Source organism: Corynebacterium jeikeium (assembly GCA_003955985.1).
GTDB classification, from domain to species: domain Bacteria; phylum Actinomycetota; class Actinomycetes; order Mycobacteriales; family Mycobacteriaceae; genus Corynebacterium; species Corynebacterium jeikeium_D.
Genome location: CP033784.1, coordinates 1876357 through 1892539, shown reverse-complemented (window position 1 = coordinate 1892539; position 16183 = coordinate 1876357). Strand labels below are relative to the sequence as shown.

At 61.8% G+C, this 16183-nt stretch carries 13 protein-coding genes and 6 pseudogenes; 8 read left to right on the top strand and 11 right to left on the bottom strand.

Translation table 11 applies throughout. The annotated features are described in order from the left end of the window. The first annotated feature begins 35 nt into the window (after positions 1-35). Positions 36-1286 carry an IS1249 family transposase gene (locus tag EGX79_08295; protein AYX82181.1) on the top strand — a complete coding sequence of 417 codons (1251 nt, stop codon included), beginning with the start codon at positions 36-38 and terminating at the stop codon, positions 1284-1286. Between the two features lie 25 nt (positions 1287-1311). Here EGX79_08295 and EGX79_08290 read toward each other — a convergent pair. Further along, positions 1312-1413, bottom strand: a pseudogene (locus EGX79_08290) (DNA-binding protein). Between the two features lie 1839 nt (positions 1414-3252). Here EGX79_08290 and erm point away from each other — a divergent pair. Continuing rightward, positions 3253-4107 (top strand): 23S ribosomal RNA methyltransferase Erm, encoded by an 855-nt coding sequence (gene erm / locus EGX79_08285; protein ID AYX82180.1) that lies wholly within the window; start codon positions 3253-3255, stop codon positions 4105-4107. A 102-nt stretch (positions 4108-4209) separates the two neighbouring features. On the opposite strand, the pseudogene EGX79_08280 reads toward erm, so the two are convergent. The 4 genes and pseudogenes from EGX79_08280 to merA all read right to left on the bottom strand — a co-directional run bounded on the left by EGX79_08280 (position 4210) and on the right by merA (position 7250). Beyond that, positions 4210-4531, bottom strand: a pseudogene (locus EGX79_08280) (hypothetical protein). Between the two features lie 488 nt (positions 4532-5019). Continuing rightward, positions 5020-5289: a peptide chain release factor 1 gene (locus EGX79_08275; GenBank protein ID AYX82773.1), complete on the bottom strand. Its 270-nt coding sequence runs from the start codon at positions 5287-5289 to the stop codon at positions 5020-5022. A 192-nt stretch (positions 5290-5481) separates the two neighbouring features. Beyond that, positions 5482-5832: a hypothetical protein gene (locus tag EGX79_08270; GenBank protein AYX82772.1), complete on the bottom strand. Its 351-nt coding sequence runs from the start codon at positions 5830-5832 to the stop codon at positions 5482-5484. Further along, the gene (gene merA, locus EGX79_08265; GenBank protein ID AYX82179.1) at positions 5829-7250 is read right to left on the bottom strand and encodes a mercury(II) reductase; all 1422 of its coding nucleotides are present in this window, start codon (positions 7248-7250) and stop codon (positions 5829-5831) included. The genes EGX79_08270 and merA overlap by 4 nt, the downstream gene beginning before the upstream one ends. Positions 7251-7348: 98 nt before the next feature. Here merA and EGX79_08260 point away from each other — a divergent pair, with 98 nt between their 5' ends. After that, complete coding sequence (locus EGX79_08260) at positions 7349-7738, top strand: heavy metal-responsive transcriptional regulator (GenBank protein ID AYX82178.1); 390 nt, start codon at positions 7349-7351, stop codon at positions 7736-7738. A 43-nt stretch (positions 7739-7781) separates the two neighbouring features. Here EGX79_08260 and EGX79_08255 read toward each other — a convergent pair. Continuing rightward, positions 7782-8031 (bottom strand): annotated as a pseudogene (locus EGX79_08255) (LLM class flavin-dependent oxidoreductase). A gap of 111 nt (positions 8032-8142) precedes the next feature. On the opposite strand from EGX79_08255, the pseudogene EGX79_08250 reads away from it, so the two are divergent. Continuing rightward, a pseudogene (locus tag EGX79_08250) lies at positions 8143-8553 on the top strand (recombinase family protein). A 30-nt stretch (positions 8554-8583) separates the two neighbouring features. Here the strand turns inward: EGX79_08250 and EGX79_08245 are convergent. The 5 genes and pseudogenes from EGX79_08245 to EGX79_08225 form a co-directional block, all read right to left on the bottom strand. Next, positions 8584-8721 (bottom strand): annotated as a pseudogene (locus EGX79_08245) (IS3 family transposase). Continuing rightward, positions 8714-8946, bottom strand: a pseudogene (locus EGX79_08240) (hypothetical protein). Before EGX79_08240 ends, EGX79_08245 begins: the two co-directional pseudogenes overlap by 8 nt. Then, on the bottom strand, positions 8871-9065 hold the full coding sequence (locus tag EGX79_08235; GenBank protein ID AYX82177.1) for a hypothetical protein: 195 nt from the start codon (positions 9063-9065) through the stop codon (positions 8871-8873). Before EGX79_08235 ends, EGX79_08240 begins: the two are co-directional and overlap by 76 nt. Before the next feature lie 14 nt (positions 9066-9079). Beyond that, entirely contained in the window at positions 9080-10561 is a 1482-nt protein-coding gene (locus EGX79_08230; protein ID AYX82176.1) for a multicopper oxidase family protein, read from the bottom strand. 70 nt (positions 10562-10631) lie between these two features. After that, entirely contained in the window at positions 10632-11207 is a 576-nt protein-coding gene (locus tag EGX79_08225; protein AYX82175.1) for a hypothetical protein, read from the bottom strand. Positions 11208-11611: 404 nt separating this feature from the next. Between EGX79_08225 and EGX79_08220 the strand changes: the two genes are divergently transcribed. The 4 genes from EGX79_08220 (at position 11612) to EGX79_08205 (ending at position 16143) form a co-directional block, all read left to right on the top strand. Continuing rightward, a complete protein-coding gene (locus tag EGX79_08220; protein ID AYX82174.1) occupies positions 11612-12334 on the top strand; it encodes a DNA-binding response regulator in 723 nt (240 codons plus the stop codon). Then, positions 12331-13458: a sensor histidine kinase gene (locus tag EGX79_08215; GenBank protein AYX82173.1), complete on the top strand. Its 1128-nt coding sequence runs from the start codon at positions 12331-12333 to the stop codon at positions 13456-13458. The genes EGX79_08220 and EGX79_08215 overlap by 4 nt, the downstream gene beginning before the upstream one ends. A gap of 111 nt (positions 13459-13569) precedes the next feature. Further along, positions 13570-13896 (top strand): copper chaperone, encoded by a 327-nt coding sequence (locus tag EGX79_08210; protein AYX82172.1) that lies wholly within the window; start codon positions 13570-13572, stop codon positions 13894-13896. A gap of 51 nt (positions 13897-13947) precedes the next feature. Then, positions 13948-16143, top strand: a complete 2196-nt coding sequence (locus EGX79_08205) for a copper-translocating P-type ATPase (GenBank protein AYX82171.1) — start codon at positions 13948-13950, stop codon at positions 16141-16143. Positions 16144-16183 lie beyond the last annotated feature (40 nt).

Here is a 16183-nt window from a genome sequence, read left to right as displayed (position 1 = left end):
GATATAAGCATCAAGACCTTATATCCGCCCGATTAGTGTTCAATCCACCGGAATGGCACCCGCATGTGCTAATCGGGGGTTGGTGTGCTTTCCGGGTGAGTAAAAACAGACCACGATGCCCGATATGCGCTGGGCAAATGAAGAAAAACGGAACCACTTCTAAAGGCACAACCAGGTGGCGATGCAAGGACCCGAACTGCGGCAGTTCCACGACACGAACCCGCACCGACCGCACGCAGACCCGCGACTTTAAAGCCTTCGTCTCTTATGCCACCTCCACAGCAACGTTGTCTGAACTCGCCCAGCAACAAGGGGTAAGCCGTTGGACACTTGACCGCCGATTCAAACCGTTCTGGCTCATCGACATCCCCAACGACGGTGACCCACAGCGCATCTACGACCAGATCTTCATCGACGGTACCTACACCGCCGCCGGATGCTTGCTCGTCGCAGCCAGCCACGACCACGTCATCGCATGGCACTGGACCAAACACGAAACCGCCCACGCCTACACGCAGCTACTCCGCAAAATCGCTGAGCCGCTCTGCGTCGTCCTCGACGGCGGACAAGGCGCACTTACTGCGATTAAAGCCTGCTGGCCGAACGCGATAATCCAACGATGCCTCGTCCATGCGCAACGCGTCATCCGCCGCTACACCACATCACGACCACGCACCGACGCCGGCAAAGCCATCTACGCCCTGGCGTTGAAACTGACCCGTATCACCACACTCGACCAGGCACGGGAGTGGACGCTGCGTCTGCACGACTTCGGACAGGTATTCAAAGCATTCCTCAACGAGAAAACGCCCGTGTCAAAAGAGCGCCGCACACTCAACAACCAGTGGGAATGGACCCATCTGCGAGTTCGCAAGGCATACAACTCCCTGCTGCACCTCTCACGGAAAGGATGGCTGTTTACCTACCTGCAGCCACCACCGAATGCGCTTGAGCCTCAACGCTGGGCTTCAACGACAAACAGTCTGGAAGGCGGCATCAACGCCGGGCTCAAACGCATCGCCGACGCGCATCGCGGCAGGTCCGGGGAACGCCAACGAAAAATGCTCGAGTGGTACCTGCACTCGAAAACGCAACTGCCTGACGACCCATTAAAGATCGCCAGGCAGTGCAATTTCGGCCAAGATCAACTCGCCAAAGTCAACGATCTTGTCGAAGAAGACCACAACAAAGCCGACCATGAAACAGGCCGACCAGCCTTCTACGACAACGCTATCCCAACCGAGTACGAACACTCGATAGGAATCAGAAAAGGCCCCATGAAGTAACAAACGGTGTGCCCGCCCCGCAACACGCCGAGCGGACACACTTTTTGCTACTTAACCCGAGATCGGCGAGTTCCTGCAGCGTGTAAAAGCGTGGCGCGACGGCGGTAGTCGTGTCCTTTTCGGACATAGAAAAACGCTCCTGGGCAGATTGATCTGTCCCGGAGCGGGGTGCTTTACCGGCTTGCTATTCAGGCGGCTTGGAGTGCCGTGCTCAACTCGCTAGAACGGTGGTCTGCCGTCCCATCGCTTTACGGGAGCGCTTACTCCCTACCTGACCGCTTTTGTGGTTGGCAATGCCGTTGCCGACCGGTCTATCTCGTCGGAGGAACCGCGCCTATCACGGTCGAGAGGCTGTCTCTTTATGAATTATCCTCGGGGTTATCCCCCGTATGCGGCTGGCTAAACCAAAAACGAATTAAAACGCCACATACGGTCTGGGGGCCATCGTACGGAACTTATGCGTCGCGCACAATAGCCTGCGACCTAATCTTTACGAATCGAACCGAGCACGTTTCTACACGCCACGTGGCACGGCTGGGGTGTTGTGGTGGGGCAGCTGTTGTGTGGCGGCATGGTGACACGCAAGGGGCGCGCCTTTTTGTGACCTGTGACACGTCTATAGTGTGCTCGTTTCGTAGTTTTGACCTCGTTTCGTAATTTGCCGATCAAAATACGAAAAAATTACGAAACGCTCTACCTGCGGTTTCGTAGAACTACGAAAATCGGAAAACCAAATTACGAAACACGCGATAACGCTGTGACCTGCACAGACACGTCACATTTCGGGGATGTTTCGTAATTTTGCGGCATTTCGACCCAAACCTTTTAAGGGAGAGACACAGACGCACATTACGGGCACATGTCTACGACATAGACCGTCCTCATTGAGGGCACGCTGCAGGGGTTGTAGCTATGTGACACGGCCGGGATGCTGCGTCACGGTGACACGCAAGGGGCGCGCCTTTTTATGACCTGTGACACGTCTGTAGCGCGCTCGTTTCGTAGTTTTGACCTCGTTTCGTAATTTGCCGATCAAAATACGAAAAAATTACGAAACGCTCTACCTGCGGTTTCGTGATTTCCGCAAACGAAAAGAACAAAACTACGAAACACGCGATAACGCTGTGACCTGCATAGGCACGTCACATTTCGGCGGTGTTTCGTAATTTTGCGGTATTTCGACCCAAACCTTTTAAGAGAGAGACACAGACACGCATTGCAGGCACATGTCTACGACACAGAGCGTCCTCGTTGAGGGCACGCTGCAGGGGTTGCAGCTATGTGACACGGGACACAATCGCAATCAAGGTGTCTCTTCTTATTTAGATTTTCTTCAAAAAGTGGAAAAATTACGAAACGAAAACCATTTACGCTGCTCAACGTATGTTTTTGTGTTTCGTAGTTTTGTTCTTTTCGTTTACGAGATTACGAAATGACCCGCAAATACCTACCGTGACCTGCGGTGATGTGTTTCGTATTTTTCTGCGTAATTTCACGTCGCCCGAAGCAGACACCCTGCCGTGTGCTTGCTGCAGGGCTGCGGCCGTCCCTCCATGTGGAGCGTCAGTGTCGATGCTGTAACTTAAACGTACATACATTTGTGGCGCTCTCGTTACGTGTCTGTGCATTGCCGAGCTCTTTACTGTTGTGTGTGGGCGCGCAGCCGTAGTGTCCGTGCCACTCCGAGTAGGGCGCGTCGTACCCCAAACCCATGTTCAATTAAATTCCAATCCAGAGAGGTCTTGCACTGTTGCGGTGCGGTTGTCTTCTTTCTCACCGTATTGGACCCTGCGAAATTAATTGGATACGATAGGCCCATGTTGATTTCAGGTTCCGTTTTCATGCGGCCGCTCACCAACCGCTAAGGCGGTTTTCTCCCTCCCGCAGGTTAGAAACCGCTCCGGTCCTTTAGCCGGGCGGCTATTTGTCATGCCCGGCTCCCTTTCAAATCCAAGGAGCACACCTGATGTCTGCATACGGACACGGCCGTCACGAGCATGGCCAAAATTTTCTCACCAACCACAAGATCATCAACTCCATCGTCGATCTTGTAAAACAAACCTCCGGCCCCATCATTGAGATCGGGCCAGGAAGCGGTGCCCTCACTCACCCGATATCCCACTTGGGGAGGGCAATAACGGCAGTTGAGGTAGACGCAAAACTAGCTGCCAAACTCACAAAAAAGACCGCCTCGGCGTCGGTCGAAGTGGTCCATGATGATTTCCTTAACTTCCGGTTACCCGCCACTCCCTGCGTCATTGTGGGAAACATTCCCTTTCACCTCACCACTGCCATTCTTCGAAAGTTGTTGCATGCGCCGGCATGGACTGACGCTGTACTCCTCATGCAGTGGGAAGTCGCTCGCCGCCGGGCCGGGGTAGGTGCAAGCACGATGATGACGGCTCAGTGGTCCCCATGGTTCACGTTTCACCTTGGTTCCCGAGTACCAAGGTCTGCTTTCCGGCCACAGCCAAACGTTGACGGGGGGATCTTAGTGATCCGCCGGGTGGGTGACCCGAAGATTCCGATAGAGCAGCGCAAAGCCTTTCAGGCGATGGTGCACACCGTTTTCACTGCCCGGGGACGCGGGATAGGGGAAATTCTCCGAAGGGCAGGGTTGTTTTCATCACGTTCAGAGACACAATCATGGTTGCGCTCGCGAGGAATCGACCCCGCGACCCTACCTCCCAGATTGCACACCAGCGACTGGATCGATCTCTTCCAGGTGACTGGTTCCTCTTCACCGCGCCATCGGCCCATTTCACAATCGGGAAGTAGTCAACGCCCTCCTCAACGGAAAAATCGAGGCCGGCGGCGGTAATCCCCCCACCACCAAAACCGAAATCCACCAGTAGTAGTGAACGACCCATGTTCGTCTACCGTGAGCCGCGTTATGGCAGTGACGTGTTCTCGTCGGGCACAGTCATAGTTCCCGGCGTTGCCAGCGACAGGGTTCTACACCCAGCAGCGGGACCGATCAAAATCACCCGCACGGGGAACGACCCTGCTGGTGGTTTCGATTTTGATGAAAGCGAGGAGACATAGCCCCTCGCCAACTCCCCGTAGCTGGCGAACAGTAGCTCCTGGCGCTGGCGCTCGTTGGTGAGTTTGCGTGCCACATCGAAAGCCTTATCGACTTCCCGGTCCAAGTTGTTGTGAGCCTTGAGCAGAATTGGGTCCATCGATAACGGGTTGTAGTGCTCCGCGAGTGACCGCTGGGGGTGCCGCTCGCGTGCCCGCAGCACCAACTGTCCAGCGTCGATGATTCGCTGCTGCGCCTTCTCATCTAGTTCACACAGAGCTGGTCCGCAGTTGTAGCTCCCGATGTACTCCGAAAAACGGAAAAAATAAATAGTGGGGATACATCAACCTTCCACTTTCCATTCTTCCGGCTCAGAGTATTGAGGGGTCTGGGACCGGGTCCGTAAACCCTTTATGTTTTTCGCGCACAGCGGTTTTTAGCGACGCACCCTATAGGTTTTCCGCAGAACCTATATGTGTTTCTGTGCACCCCCATATGTTGTCTGTTTCTAGCGGTATTTCGTTGTACTTTGCGCATCGAATAGTTATTTATCGACGACACTCCGTCGAGTTCAAGTTCAACGTGTAGTGCTTAACCTCTGCGATGAACTCTTTGATCCCGGGACGTGATGAGGACTGGGGCTATTGTGCTCCCCCGAACGCTACGGCCCGGGGGCACGAGGCTGTGTCGCAGGTGCAGGCGAGAGGACCACTAGCGAAACACAGACCGCTGAGTCGACGCAGTCACGGTAAAGACGGAGCCGTCTAGGCGGTGCTCGAGGTTGCGCGAGATACGGTGACGCTGGGCGTCGGTAAGCGATGCGCATTCCGCGACATCGATGGAAAGCTGGACTTTGCCGTCCGTCGTGTTGACGCCCTGGCCGCCTGGAGTCGACGATTTCGCGAAACGCTCCGCGAGATCGGCGGCGATGACCGCACCGTCGGGGATCCCCGGGCCGGACGCTATGGTCATGTCGTTCATGCCGCCCAGCCTAGGTGCCCACAACCCTTTCTCGTCTCGGCGGAAGCGGAGACCGCGTCGCGACGGCCGGGATCCAGCCTCAGTATTATCCTCGTCACCGGTTGATTCGAACGCTTTTGGCTCCTCCTTCTCCCGTCGGGCTTCGATTTCAGCGGCCTCCGCAGGTGGCAGTGATCGCTGGATCCGCTCGAACTACCGGTTCCGATCAGCGGTCGAAAGATTTTCGCAGCAGCCGGACCTGCGGCGCCGGTGCCGCCGCCGTAGCCTGACGAGCATCCCCGCCATGACGGCCATCACGACGGCGGTCCCGGCACCGATGATCCAGGGATTACCGAGGAGCCCACCGACGCCTGCGAGTGCTCCGCCCGCCGCGATGAACGGCAGGCCGCAGCAGAGCAGCGACGGAAGCGCGCAGGATGCCAGCAAGAGCAGCCCGGTCACTGCAGCGACGACGGGACCGGCGCGCCATTCGTCGCGGTCCTGATCGGCGCTCATCGTCTGCTTCAGGATGAGATCTCCCCGATTGCCTGCGTTGCCGTTCATGCGCAGCACGACAGCAGCGACGGGTCGGTGGTGAAGGCCTTCGCGGCGATCCGGATGCCCTCGGCCATGGTCAGGTAGGGGGCCCAGGCGTTGGCGACCTCGGCGACGGTCCTGCCGAGCACGTGGACGCCTGCGGCGGCGAGCTCCCCGGCGTCCTTGGCGACGGCGGTCAGGCCGAGGATCTCTTTCGTCTCGGCGTTCACGACGATCTTGATGAACCCGCGGGTGTCGCGGTTGACCAAGGCGCGGGGCACGTGGTGCAAGGGCAGGACGCGGCAGTCGCAGTGGATCCCCGCGGCGAGGACGTCCTTCTCGGTCATCCCGACCGCGCCGATCGCGGGCCCGGTGAACGTCACCCGCGGCAGGCGGGCGTAGTCGACGGACCGGTCGGCGTCGGCGAACGCGTTCTCGGCGACGAGGGTGCCGTGGTGGGCGGCGACGTAGACGAACTCGGGGTGCCCGGTCACGTCGCCCGCGGCCCAGACCCGCGGGTTCGAGGACTGCAGCCGGTCGGAGACGACCACCTCGCCGGAGTCTCCGGTATTCACCCCGACCGCATCGAGGTTCAGGCCATCGGTGACGGGACGGCGTCCGAGGGCGACCAGGACCTGGTCGGCGCGGAACTCCTGCGAGCCGCCGGACAAGGCGGCGGTCACGACGGCCTCGCCTCCCGTGCCGCGGGAGACCCGGGTGGGCACTGCGCGGCTGACGACGCGGATGCCCCCGTCGGCGAACACCTCCTGGAGCGCCTTCGACACCTCCGGCTCCTCCTTCGAGGCGAGCCGGGACCGCACGAGCAGCGTGACCTGCGAGCCGAGGCGGGCGAACAGCTGCGCCTGCTCCAGGGCGACGTAGCCGCCGCCGAGCACCAGCAGCGACTCGGGGACCTCCGTCAGCTCCATCGCCGTGGTCGAGGTCAGGTATCCGGTCTCCTTCAGGCCGTCGATCGGCGGTGCCCACGGGCGAGAACCAGTCGCGACCAGGTAGTGGTGGGCCTCGATGGTCTCGACGCTTCCGTCGGATCCGGCAACATCGAGAACCGGCGCATCAGGGGTGCCCACGAACGAGGCGTCGCCGCGTCGGACCTGCCAGCCGTAGGAGTCGGCGACGTCGGCGTACTTCTCGCCGCGCAGCGACTCCACCAACGCTTGCTTCCCAGCGATCAGCGCGGGCATGTCTACGGGATCCGCCGTCGTCGTGATCCCGGGGAACCGGGTTGCGGCGTCGACCGCGACGTGCCGCGCGCCGGCTGCGGCAATGAGCGCCTTCGACGGGACGCAGCCCGTGTTCACGCAGGTGCCGCCGAGCGTCCCGCGCTCGATCATCACCACCGACTTCCCGAGCGTGCTGGCGCGGATCGCAGCGGCGAACGCGCCGCCTCCCGATCCGATGATGGCGAGATCGTACTTCGTAGGCATCGCTGCTCCTGTCAATTCTTGGCTTTCTGCTCTGTCTCAGCCATACTGGACCTTCCAGCGCAGGGGAAGGTCAAGCGCGGCCACGGAGGGAGACAGCATTGCGGATCGGAGAACTCGCCGAGAGGGCGGGCACTACCGCGAAGACCCTTCGCTTCTACGAGGAACAGGGCCTTCTGCCCCCGACCGAGCGCACGCCGTCCGGATACCGCGACTACGCGCCCGAGATGGTCGCTCGGATCGACTTCGTCCACCGCGGCCAGGCCGCGGGCCTCACCCTCGCCCAGATCCGCCAGATCTTCGACATCCGCGACGGCGGCCATGCGCCCTGCGAGCACGTGCGCGACCTGCTTGACGTGCGCCTCGCTGAGATCGAGCAGCAGATCGCGCAGCTCTCCGTGCTGCGCGACACTATCGCGGACCTCAGACAGGACGCCGCGCACCCGGACCCTGAAACGTGCAGCACCGATCAAGTGTGTAGGTACTTGTAGACGACGGGAGTCAATGACTCAAACGCTACAACCCCGATATGCGCTAGCGCATGTCGATGCCGCCGGTGCCCACCTCGATGTTTTTGGTGGTTGGCCGCGACAGCACACAGCAGCGGCATCGGGGCGGAGGCCTGCAGCGCGAAGTGGTGGACTCGGAAGGACGCGTTGTTCACGCCGATTTCGTCCGCAGCCTGGGTGATCTCCAGATGAGTCTTGGCGATCTTTTCCGCAGATGGCCCGCGCTAGCTGCCGAAGGCGTAATGCCCGAAGCTTAAGAAGCCGAACGCTTTCATTGGATAACACTCCTTTTGATGGTGTTAACGAGAGGGAGTAACTTTGCAACGAGATGCCGTCGAGTTCAAGTTCAAGTTCAACGTAACCTAAGGCGAGCTAGTGCTAGTTGTGTGACAACACGTGCTGCCATTTACCTTCGCATCTCGCTCGATGCTGCCATGAACGGTCTTGCCATCGAGCGTCAGCGAGAAGACTGTAAAGCCATTGCAAAGCAGCGTGGCTGGACGGTCGTACACACCTATGTGGATCAGTCGATCTCGGCCTCTAAGAAAGACGTGGAACGTCCCGACTACGACGCGATGGTCGCTAGTCTTAAGCGAGGCGAGCTAGACGCGATTATTTGCTAGGACTTGGATCGTCTAACACGACAGCCCTCGCAGCTCGAAGAGTGGATCGACAGAGCGGAAGAGCACGGGTTGAAGCTTGTTACCGCGAATGGTGATGCGGACCTCAGTACTGACGGAGGCCGGATGTTCGCGCGCATCAAGGCGGCCGTGGCACGCGGTGAAGTCGAGCGTAAAGGGGCTAGGTTGATCGGTGTGCATCATTCACCCAGGTTCAGGCGCACACGTTTTAATCGCCTGAGCTAAGGATTCGGCGGTCAACGCTGTCGTCGGCGATGTAGCCACGGTGTGGGCAACGATTGAACGGTCGAACAGGTCCATCACCGGTGACAGGTAGACCCTCCTCCATCAGCGACGGGTCGGAGAAGTCCGGCAGCGGGGCACGTTCCTCCTCTGCGTAGATAATCTCGGTTTGGCCTCCTGGTGAGTGGAACTGGAAGGTGCCCCCGACGGCGACGGCGTTTCGCCGTCGCCTGAGGAACAGGCCACCAGGGTCACGGCGATGAGCACCGCGGCAACCGCGATGGCGGCTCTGCGGGGGTGTGCTCGGCATGGATTAGATCTCCATATTCCGGGGCGGTGGGGAAGAAGACGGTGTTTTGGTTGTCCCGGAAGACCACAACACCGAGGAAGGTCATCGTGCTGCCCGGTGGGTGGCCTGCAGCGACTCTGCCCACCTCGGCACTCAACCCTGCTGTGGGGGTTACTCGTAGCGAAGCGAGCTGAGCATCCCGGTTTCCATGTGATAGGCGTTATGGCAGTGAAATGCCCACTCACCGGGGTTGTCAGCAATCAGGTCGGCGATCATGGTTTCACCGTGGCGGAGAAGGACGGTGTCCTTGCGTAGCCCGCCGCTGCCGGGCAGCGCCCACGTGTGGCCGTGGATGTGCATTGGATGGGGCATCATGGTCCTGTTGCGCATGACCATCCGCAGGCGCTGGCTCTCCTGCACGGTCGCGGAGGACGATTGGCCGTCGGTGAGAATGCTCCATTCATACGGCATCATCTGCCCGCCCAGGTCGATGCTGACTTCTCGGTCTGGTGCGCCCTCGGGCAGGAGTGCACGGTCTGCTGGCTTCAGGGAGGACAGAAGCAGTCCGGTGGATGACAACTCGGGGAAGTCGACATCGGGGCGGGGGGCCTGGCCGCCGGCGGTGCGGATGACGGCGAAGGCGCGGTCGTCCTTACCCACCGCCAAAGCCGTGAGCGGGAAGATGCCGTCGCCGAGGATGACCTCGACGTCGACACGCTCGCCCATCGACAGGTAGATCGATTCGGTCTCCCGGGGCTGGACGGGGAAGCCGTCGCTGTGGGTGACGGTCATGCGGTGACCACCGAGGGCCACCTTGAAGATGGTGTCACCGCCGGAGTTGATAAACCGCAGGCGGGCCTTGTCGCCCGGGCGAGCCTCGAAGGTCCGGTGAGCACGGGGGATACGTCCGTTGATGAGGTAGTGCGGATACATCACATCGCCGGCATCCCCGCCCAGTACCCGGTCCGGGGTGCCGTGCATCATATGGCCGTGACCTCCCATCCCCTTCTTCCCGTTATGGTCGCCCGAACCCATTCCGGTGAGCTTGTCGAGCTCATCGTCGGGAGTGCCCTGAATGCCATCGACCCAGTCGTCGAGCACGATGGTCCACTCGACGTCCTGGTCTTCAGCGTCTTGCGGGTCACGGACGATCAGTGGGGCGTGGAGGCCGCGATCAAGCTGCAGGCCGGTGTGGGAATGGTAGAAGTAGGTGCCACCGTGGGGGACTTCAAAAACATAGGAGAAAGACTCGCCAGGTTCAATGGGGGCCTGGGTCATGCCGGGCACACCGTCGGCTGCGTTGTGGAGTGCGATGCCATGCCAGTGGATGGAGGTGCTCTCAGGCAGTTCATTGGTGATATCGACCTGGAGGACATCGCCGGCGGTGGCCTCAATGGCCGCATCCCCGGTGTCAGAGACGTATCCCCACGTCTTGGCTTCGATGCCGCCGATATCCAGAGAGAGGGGCCGGGCGGTCAGTGTCCGGCGCACCGTCGGCTCACCGAGCGCAGTGGGGGTGGAAGTGGGGCGAAGGGAGGGACCTGCTGCCGGGGCAGCGGGTCCAGGGTCGCTGGTGCAGGCAGCCACGGCCCCGGTGCCGGCGAGGACGAGCCCGCCGAGCAGAAACTGTCGTCGGGAAAACGCATTCGTCATGATTTAACCTTCCTGGTGTAAGAATTCAGTGACACGGGAGACAGGTGCAGGTGAGGACCCTGCTGAGCCATCACGTCAGGCGCAGGTCTGTGACACAGGTGGCACCGTCGTCGGTGGTGGAAAACTCCGTGGTGCCGGTACGCCCCTGGTAGCTGACCTCAATCAGGCCGGTGACATCATCGGGAAGCCAGAAGCCAATAAACCCGTTGTCGAAGGTGGTTGTCGCCTCGTCCACCAGCACCTCACCGGTCGCCTCATCGGTGATCGTGACCTGGATATCCTCATTGCTGAGTTCCCCCAGGCAGGTCGTGAGGCTGTGGTAGAAGCAGTCGTGGGTGGAGGTGAGATAGGGTGCGATCGAGACATACGTCTGATTGTCGGGAAGATCGACCATGACTTCCTGGTCACCGCTCGAGAGCAGCAGTTCATCGGCACGCACTGAGGCGATCAGATCCGTGGGACGCTCAGCGACCTTCTGCCGGTCAAGGTGATCAATGATCTCCACCGCGTCCATGTCGGTCAGGCCATGGGTAGTCAGGAACGTATCCTGGGACACCGTCCCGTCGGCCGTGGGTTCCGGGTCGGCGGCCGAACACCCCGTGAGGGCGAGGGCAAGGGCGGCGACTGCGATCGCTGCTCGTTTCACGTCAATCTCCTTGGATCGTGGGTAGGACCGTGAGAAGACACCGCCTCAAGGTCGATGCCATACCTTTATCTAGCACGGGTGCCTGACGGGCTAGAAATCAAAAACCCTGCTCACAGCTTTATAGCAGGGCGAAAAGAGGGTGAATTCGGTGAGCTGGGTCACCACCGGGACACCACCCCACAGCCGTGGGCGATGTCCTTCTACCCGCCCCGGGTATGCGGTGCTTGCAGTGAAACCCCTGGTGGCGCCTGCTGAACCGACCAGGGGAGGCGATGCCGCCGGCCCGGGGTGGGGCACAGGGGTGACGGCGGTCGAAGGGTTATATTTGAAGATTTGATGAAGATTCCCCGCCGGGCACTGAGCGAGGATGGTATTCCCCCCTGGCCGGAGCGATACTGGGGTCTATGGCTGACCACACACCGACCACCGCCACGCCCCCGGGGCGGGTGCTGGTCGTCGATGATGAACAACCCCTGGCTCAGATGGTGGCCTCCTACCTCATCCGGGCAGGCTTCGATACCCGTCAGGCGCACACCGGCACCCAGGCCGTGGACGAGACCCGTCGCTTTTCCCCCGATGTTGTGGTGCTGGATCTGGGGCTGCCCGAACTCGACGGCCTGGAGGTGTGCCGACGGATCCGCACCTTCTCGGACTGCTACATCCTCATGCTCACCGCGCGTGGCAGCGAGGACGACAAGATCAGCGGTTTGACCCTGGGGGCGGATGACTACATCACCAAACCTTTTAGCATCCGGGAACTGGTGACCCGGGTGCATGCAGTGCTGCGCCGCCCGCGCACCAGCACCACCCCACCGCAGGTGACCACCCCCTTAATCGTTGGTGACCTCATCCTTGACCCCGTCGCCCATCAGGTGCGGGTGGGGGAGACTACCGTGGAGCTCACCCGCACGGAGTTCGAGCTGCTGGTTGCCCTGGCCCTGCGCCCCGGCCAGGCGCTGACCCGCCACGACCTGGTCACCGAGGTCTGGGACACCACCTGGGTCGGTGATGAACGCATCGTCGATGTCCACATAGGCAACTTGCGTCGCAAGCTCGGCACCGACACCCGAGGCCGGGGGTTTATCGACACCGTGCGTGGCGTGGGCTACCGGGTGGGGCAGCCATGAATCACGGACCCGGCCTGACCTTCCGCTTCCTGGCCGCCCAGGTGTTGGTCGTGGTGATTAGCCTGATGGTGGCCGCGGCCGTGGCCACGACGGTGGGGCCGACCCTGTTCCATGATCATATGTTGATGGCCGGCCGGGAGGACCCCTCGCTGGAGCTGTTCCATGCCGAGCAGGCCTACCGGGACGCCAACCTAATCACCCTGGCCGTCGCCCTGCCCACTGCCTTGATCAGCGCCCTACTGGCCAGCCTGTGGTTATCGCGGCGTCTGCGCACCCCCCTGCAGGATCTCGCCCGCGCCGCTACCAGCCTGGCGGCCGGTAACTCCCGTATCCGCGTGCCCGCCGGAGAAGCAGGCCCCGAGGTCGCCACCCTGGCGGATGCCTTCAACACCATGGCCGACCGGCTGGAACACACCGAACAGGTCCGCCGCCAGATGCTCTCTGATCTGGCCCACGAAATGGGCACCCCCTTATCGGTGCTCACGGTCTACCTCGATGGTCTCCAGGACGGGGTCGTGGACTGGAATAATGCCAACCATACGATCATGGCTGACCAACTCACCCGCCTGACCCGGTTGATGGAAGACATTGACGATGTCTCCCGGGCCCAGGAACACCGGATCGATTTGGACCTGGCAGAGGAAAGGCTCGGGGATCTGCTCCATACCGCCGCTGCTGCCGCGGGGGAAGCTTATGCTGACAAAGGCGTCGATTTACAGGTCGAGACCATTACGGACACCGCCCGGGTGCTCGTGGACCGGCAACGCTTCGGCCAGGTGATGAGCAATCCCCTGTCGAACGCGCTACGGCACACCCCGGCCGGCGGGCAGGTCCAGATTAGCGTCCACCGACAGGGGGCGTCCACCGCGCTCATCCACGTCGCCGATGACGGCGAGGGCATCCCACCTGGCCAGCTCGGACACATCTTCGAACGCTTCTACCGGGGGGATGCCGCCCGTAGCCGGGACAACGGCGGGTCCGGTATCGGTCTGACCATCTCCAAGGCATTAATCGAGGCCCACGGCGGCACTCTCACCGCCACCTCCCCCGGACCCGGTCGCGGAGCGGTGTTTGCCCTCCGCCTCCCGCTGTCTCCTCCCGACAGTGAGGAGGCTGCTCGGTGAGCACACCCTGCCCCGTGTGAGGGCCGTGCCCTCCACTCCTTGAAAATATACCCCAGGGGGGTATATGCTAGCGAGCGTTACCGCATCCCACCGACCCGTAGGAGCTTTCCCATGATCACCTCCCCGCCCCGCCTCTTGCCGATGGCCTCCCACGGCTGCAGCTGTTGCGGACCTGCCTCACGTGCCGACACCGCCTCTATCCCTGCCGCCAGCGACTCGTCAGCAGGAGGGTCCTCCCCTAGCTACCAGGTCACCGGCCTGACCTGCGGGCATTGCGCGAAAAGCGTGACTCAGGCCCTTCAGGGGCTCCCCCAGGTCGACGACGTCCAGATTGACCTCGCTGCTGGTGGTGTTTCCACCGTCACGGTCACCGGTGCCGTACCTCCGGAGATGGTTCGCCGGGCCATCGAGGAGGCCGGCTACACCGTCTTATCCTGATCAGTTTTACCCATCATCTCGACCCCGACCGGGTTGAGCGGAAGGAACGTCATGAGCACTCTCCACCATTCCGGCGATCACCATGGTGATCACCCCGCTCCGGAAACAGACCACACCCACCACCCGGATCATGCCAGCCACGAACACCACACAGATGCCGACACCCACGGCCAGGGGATGCCCCACGATCACCCGCACTCCGCCCTGGACGAAGACCACCACGTTCATGGTCACGGCGAACACGCTGGACACAGCACTGCAATGTTTCGGGACCGCTTCTGGTGGTCGCTGATTCTGTCCATTCCCGCCGTTATTTTCAGCCCCATGGTCGCCCACCTGCTCGGCTACCACCTCCCGGCATTCCCCGGATCCACCTGGATCCCCCCGGTGCTGGGCACGATCATCTTCGTCTACGGCGGAACGCCTTTCCTCAAGGGCGGATGGAAAGAACTGAAATCCCGCCAACCCGGGATGATGCTCCTGATCGCCATGGCCATCACCGTGGCGTTTGTCGCCTCCTGGGTCACCACTCTGGGGCTGGGCGGTTTTGACCTGGACTTCTGGTGGGAGCTGGCCCTGCTAGTGACCATCATGCTGCTGGGTCACTGGCTGGAGATGCGTGCTCTCGGGGCCGCGTCCTCCGCGCTTGACGCGCTGGCTGCCCTGCTGCCGGATGAGGCCGAGAAAGTCATCGACGGGACCACCCGCACCGTGGCCATCTCCGAGCTGGTCGTCGACGACGTCGTGCTGGTGAGGGCCGGTGCCCGGGTGCCGGCCGACGGAACCATCATCGACGGAGCCGCCGAATTCGATGAGGCGATGATCACCGGCGAATCCCGTCCCGTCTTCCGCGACACCGGTGACAAGGTGGTCGCCGGTACCGTGGCCACCGACAACACCGTCCGCATCAGGGTGGAGGCTACCGGCGGGGACACCGCCCTGGCCGGGATCCAACGCATGGTTGCCGACGCTCAAGAGTCCTCCTCCCGGGCCCAGGCCCTGGCGGATCGGGCGGCAGCGTTGTTGTTCTGGTTCGCGCTGATCTCCGCTCTGATCACCGCGGTGGTGTGGACCATCATCGGCAGCCCGGACAATGCCGTGGTGCGCACGGTCACGGTGCTGGTCATCGCCTGTCCGCACGCCCTGGGCCTGGCGATTCCGCTGGTCATTGCGATCTCCAGCGAGCGGGCCGCGAAATCCGGGGTGCTCATCAAGGACCGGATGGCGCTCGAGCGGATGCGCACCATCGACGTGGTGCTCTTCGACAAAACCGGCACCCTGACCGAGGGTGCGCACGCGGTCACCGGTGTCGCAGCAGCTGTCGGCGTCACCGAGGGCGAGCTGCTGGCCCTGGCCGCCGCCGCGGAGGCCGACAGCGAGCACCCCGTGGCCCGCGCCATCGTGGCGGCCGCGGCCGCCCATCCCGAGGCCTCCCGTCGGCAAATGCGTGCAACTGGTTTCAGCGCCGCCTCCGGCCGGGGGGTCCGGGCCACTGTCGATGGCGCTGAGATCCTCGTGGGCGGGCCGAACATGCTGCGCGAGTTCAACCTCACCACCCCGGCCGAGCTCACTGACACCACCAGTGCCTGGACCGGGCGTGGGGCCGGTGTGCTCCATATTGTCCGCGACGGTCAGATTATCGGTGCGGTGGCCGTCGAGGACAAGATCCGCCCCGAATCCCGCGCCGCCGTGAAAGCCCTGCAGGACCGCGGGGTGAAGGTCGCGATGATCACCGGTGACGCGCAGCAGGTGGCCCAGGCGGTTGGCCAGGACCTGGGGATCGATGAGGTCTTCGCCGAGGTCCTGCCCCAGGACAAAGACACCAAGGTCATGCAGCTGCAGGACCGGGGTTTGAGCGTGGCCATGGTCGGTGACGGTGTCAATGACGCCCCCGCTCTGACCCGTGCGGAGGTCGGTATCGCCATCGGTGCCGGCACGGATGTGGCCATGGAATCTGCCGGGGTGGTCCTAGCCAGTGATGACCCGCGGGCAGTGCTGTCGATGATTGAGCTGTCCCAGGCCAGCTACCGCAAGATGATCCAGAACCTGGTCTGGGCCTCTGGCTACAACATCCTCGCCGTGCCGCTGGCCGCCGGAGTGCTCGCCTCGATCGGGTTCGTGCTGTCCCCGGCCGTGGGCGCGATCTTGATGTCTGCCTCGACCATCGTGGTGGCCCTGAACGCCCAGTTGTTGCGCCGGATTGATCTGGACCCGGCCCACCTGGCTCCCACCAGTCCGAAAGAGTAACACACCACGCCTACTCCGAAATCCACCGCCGTCCACTGAT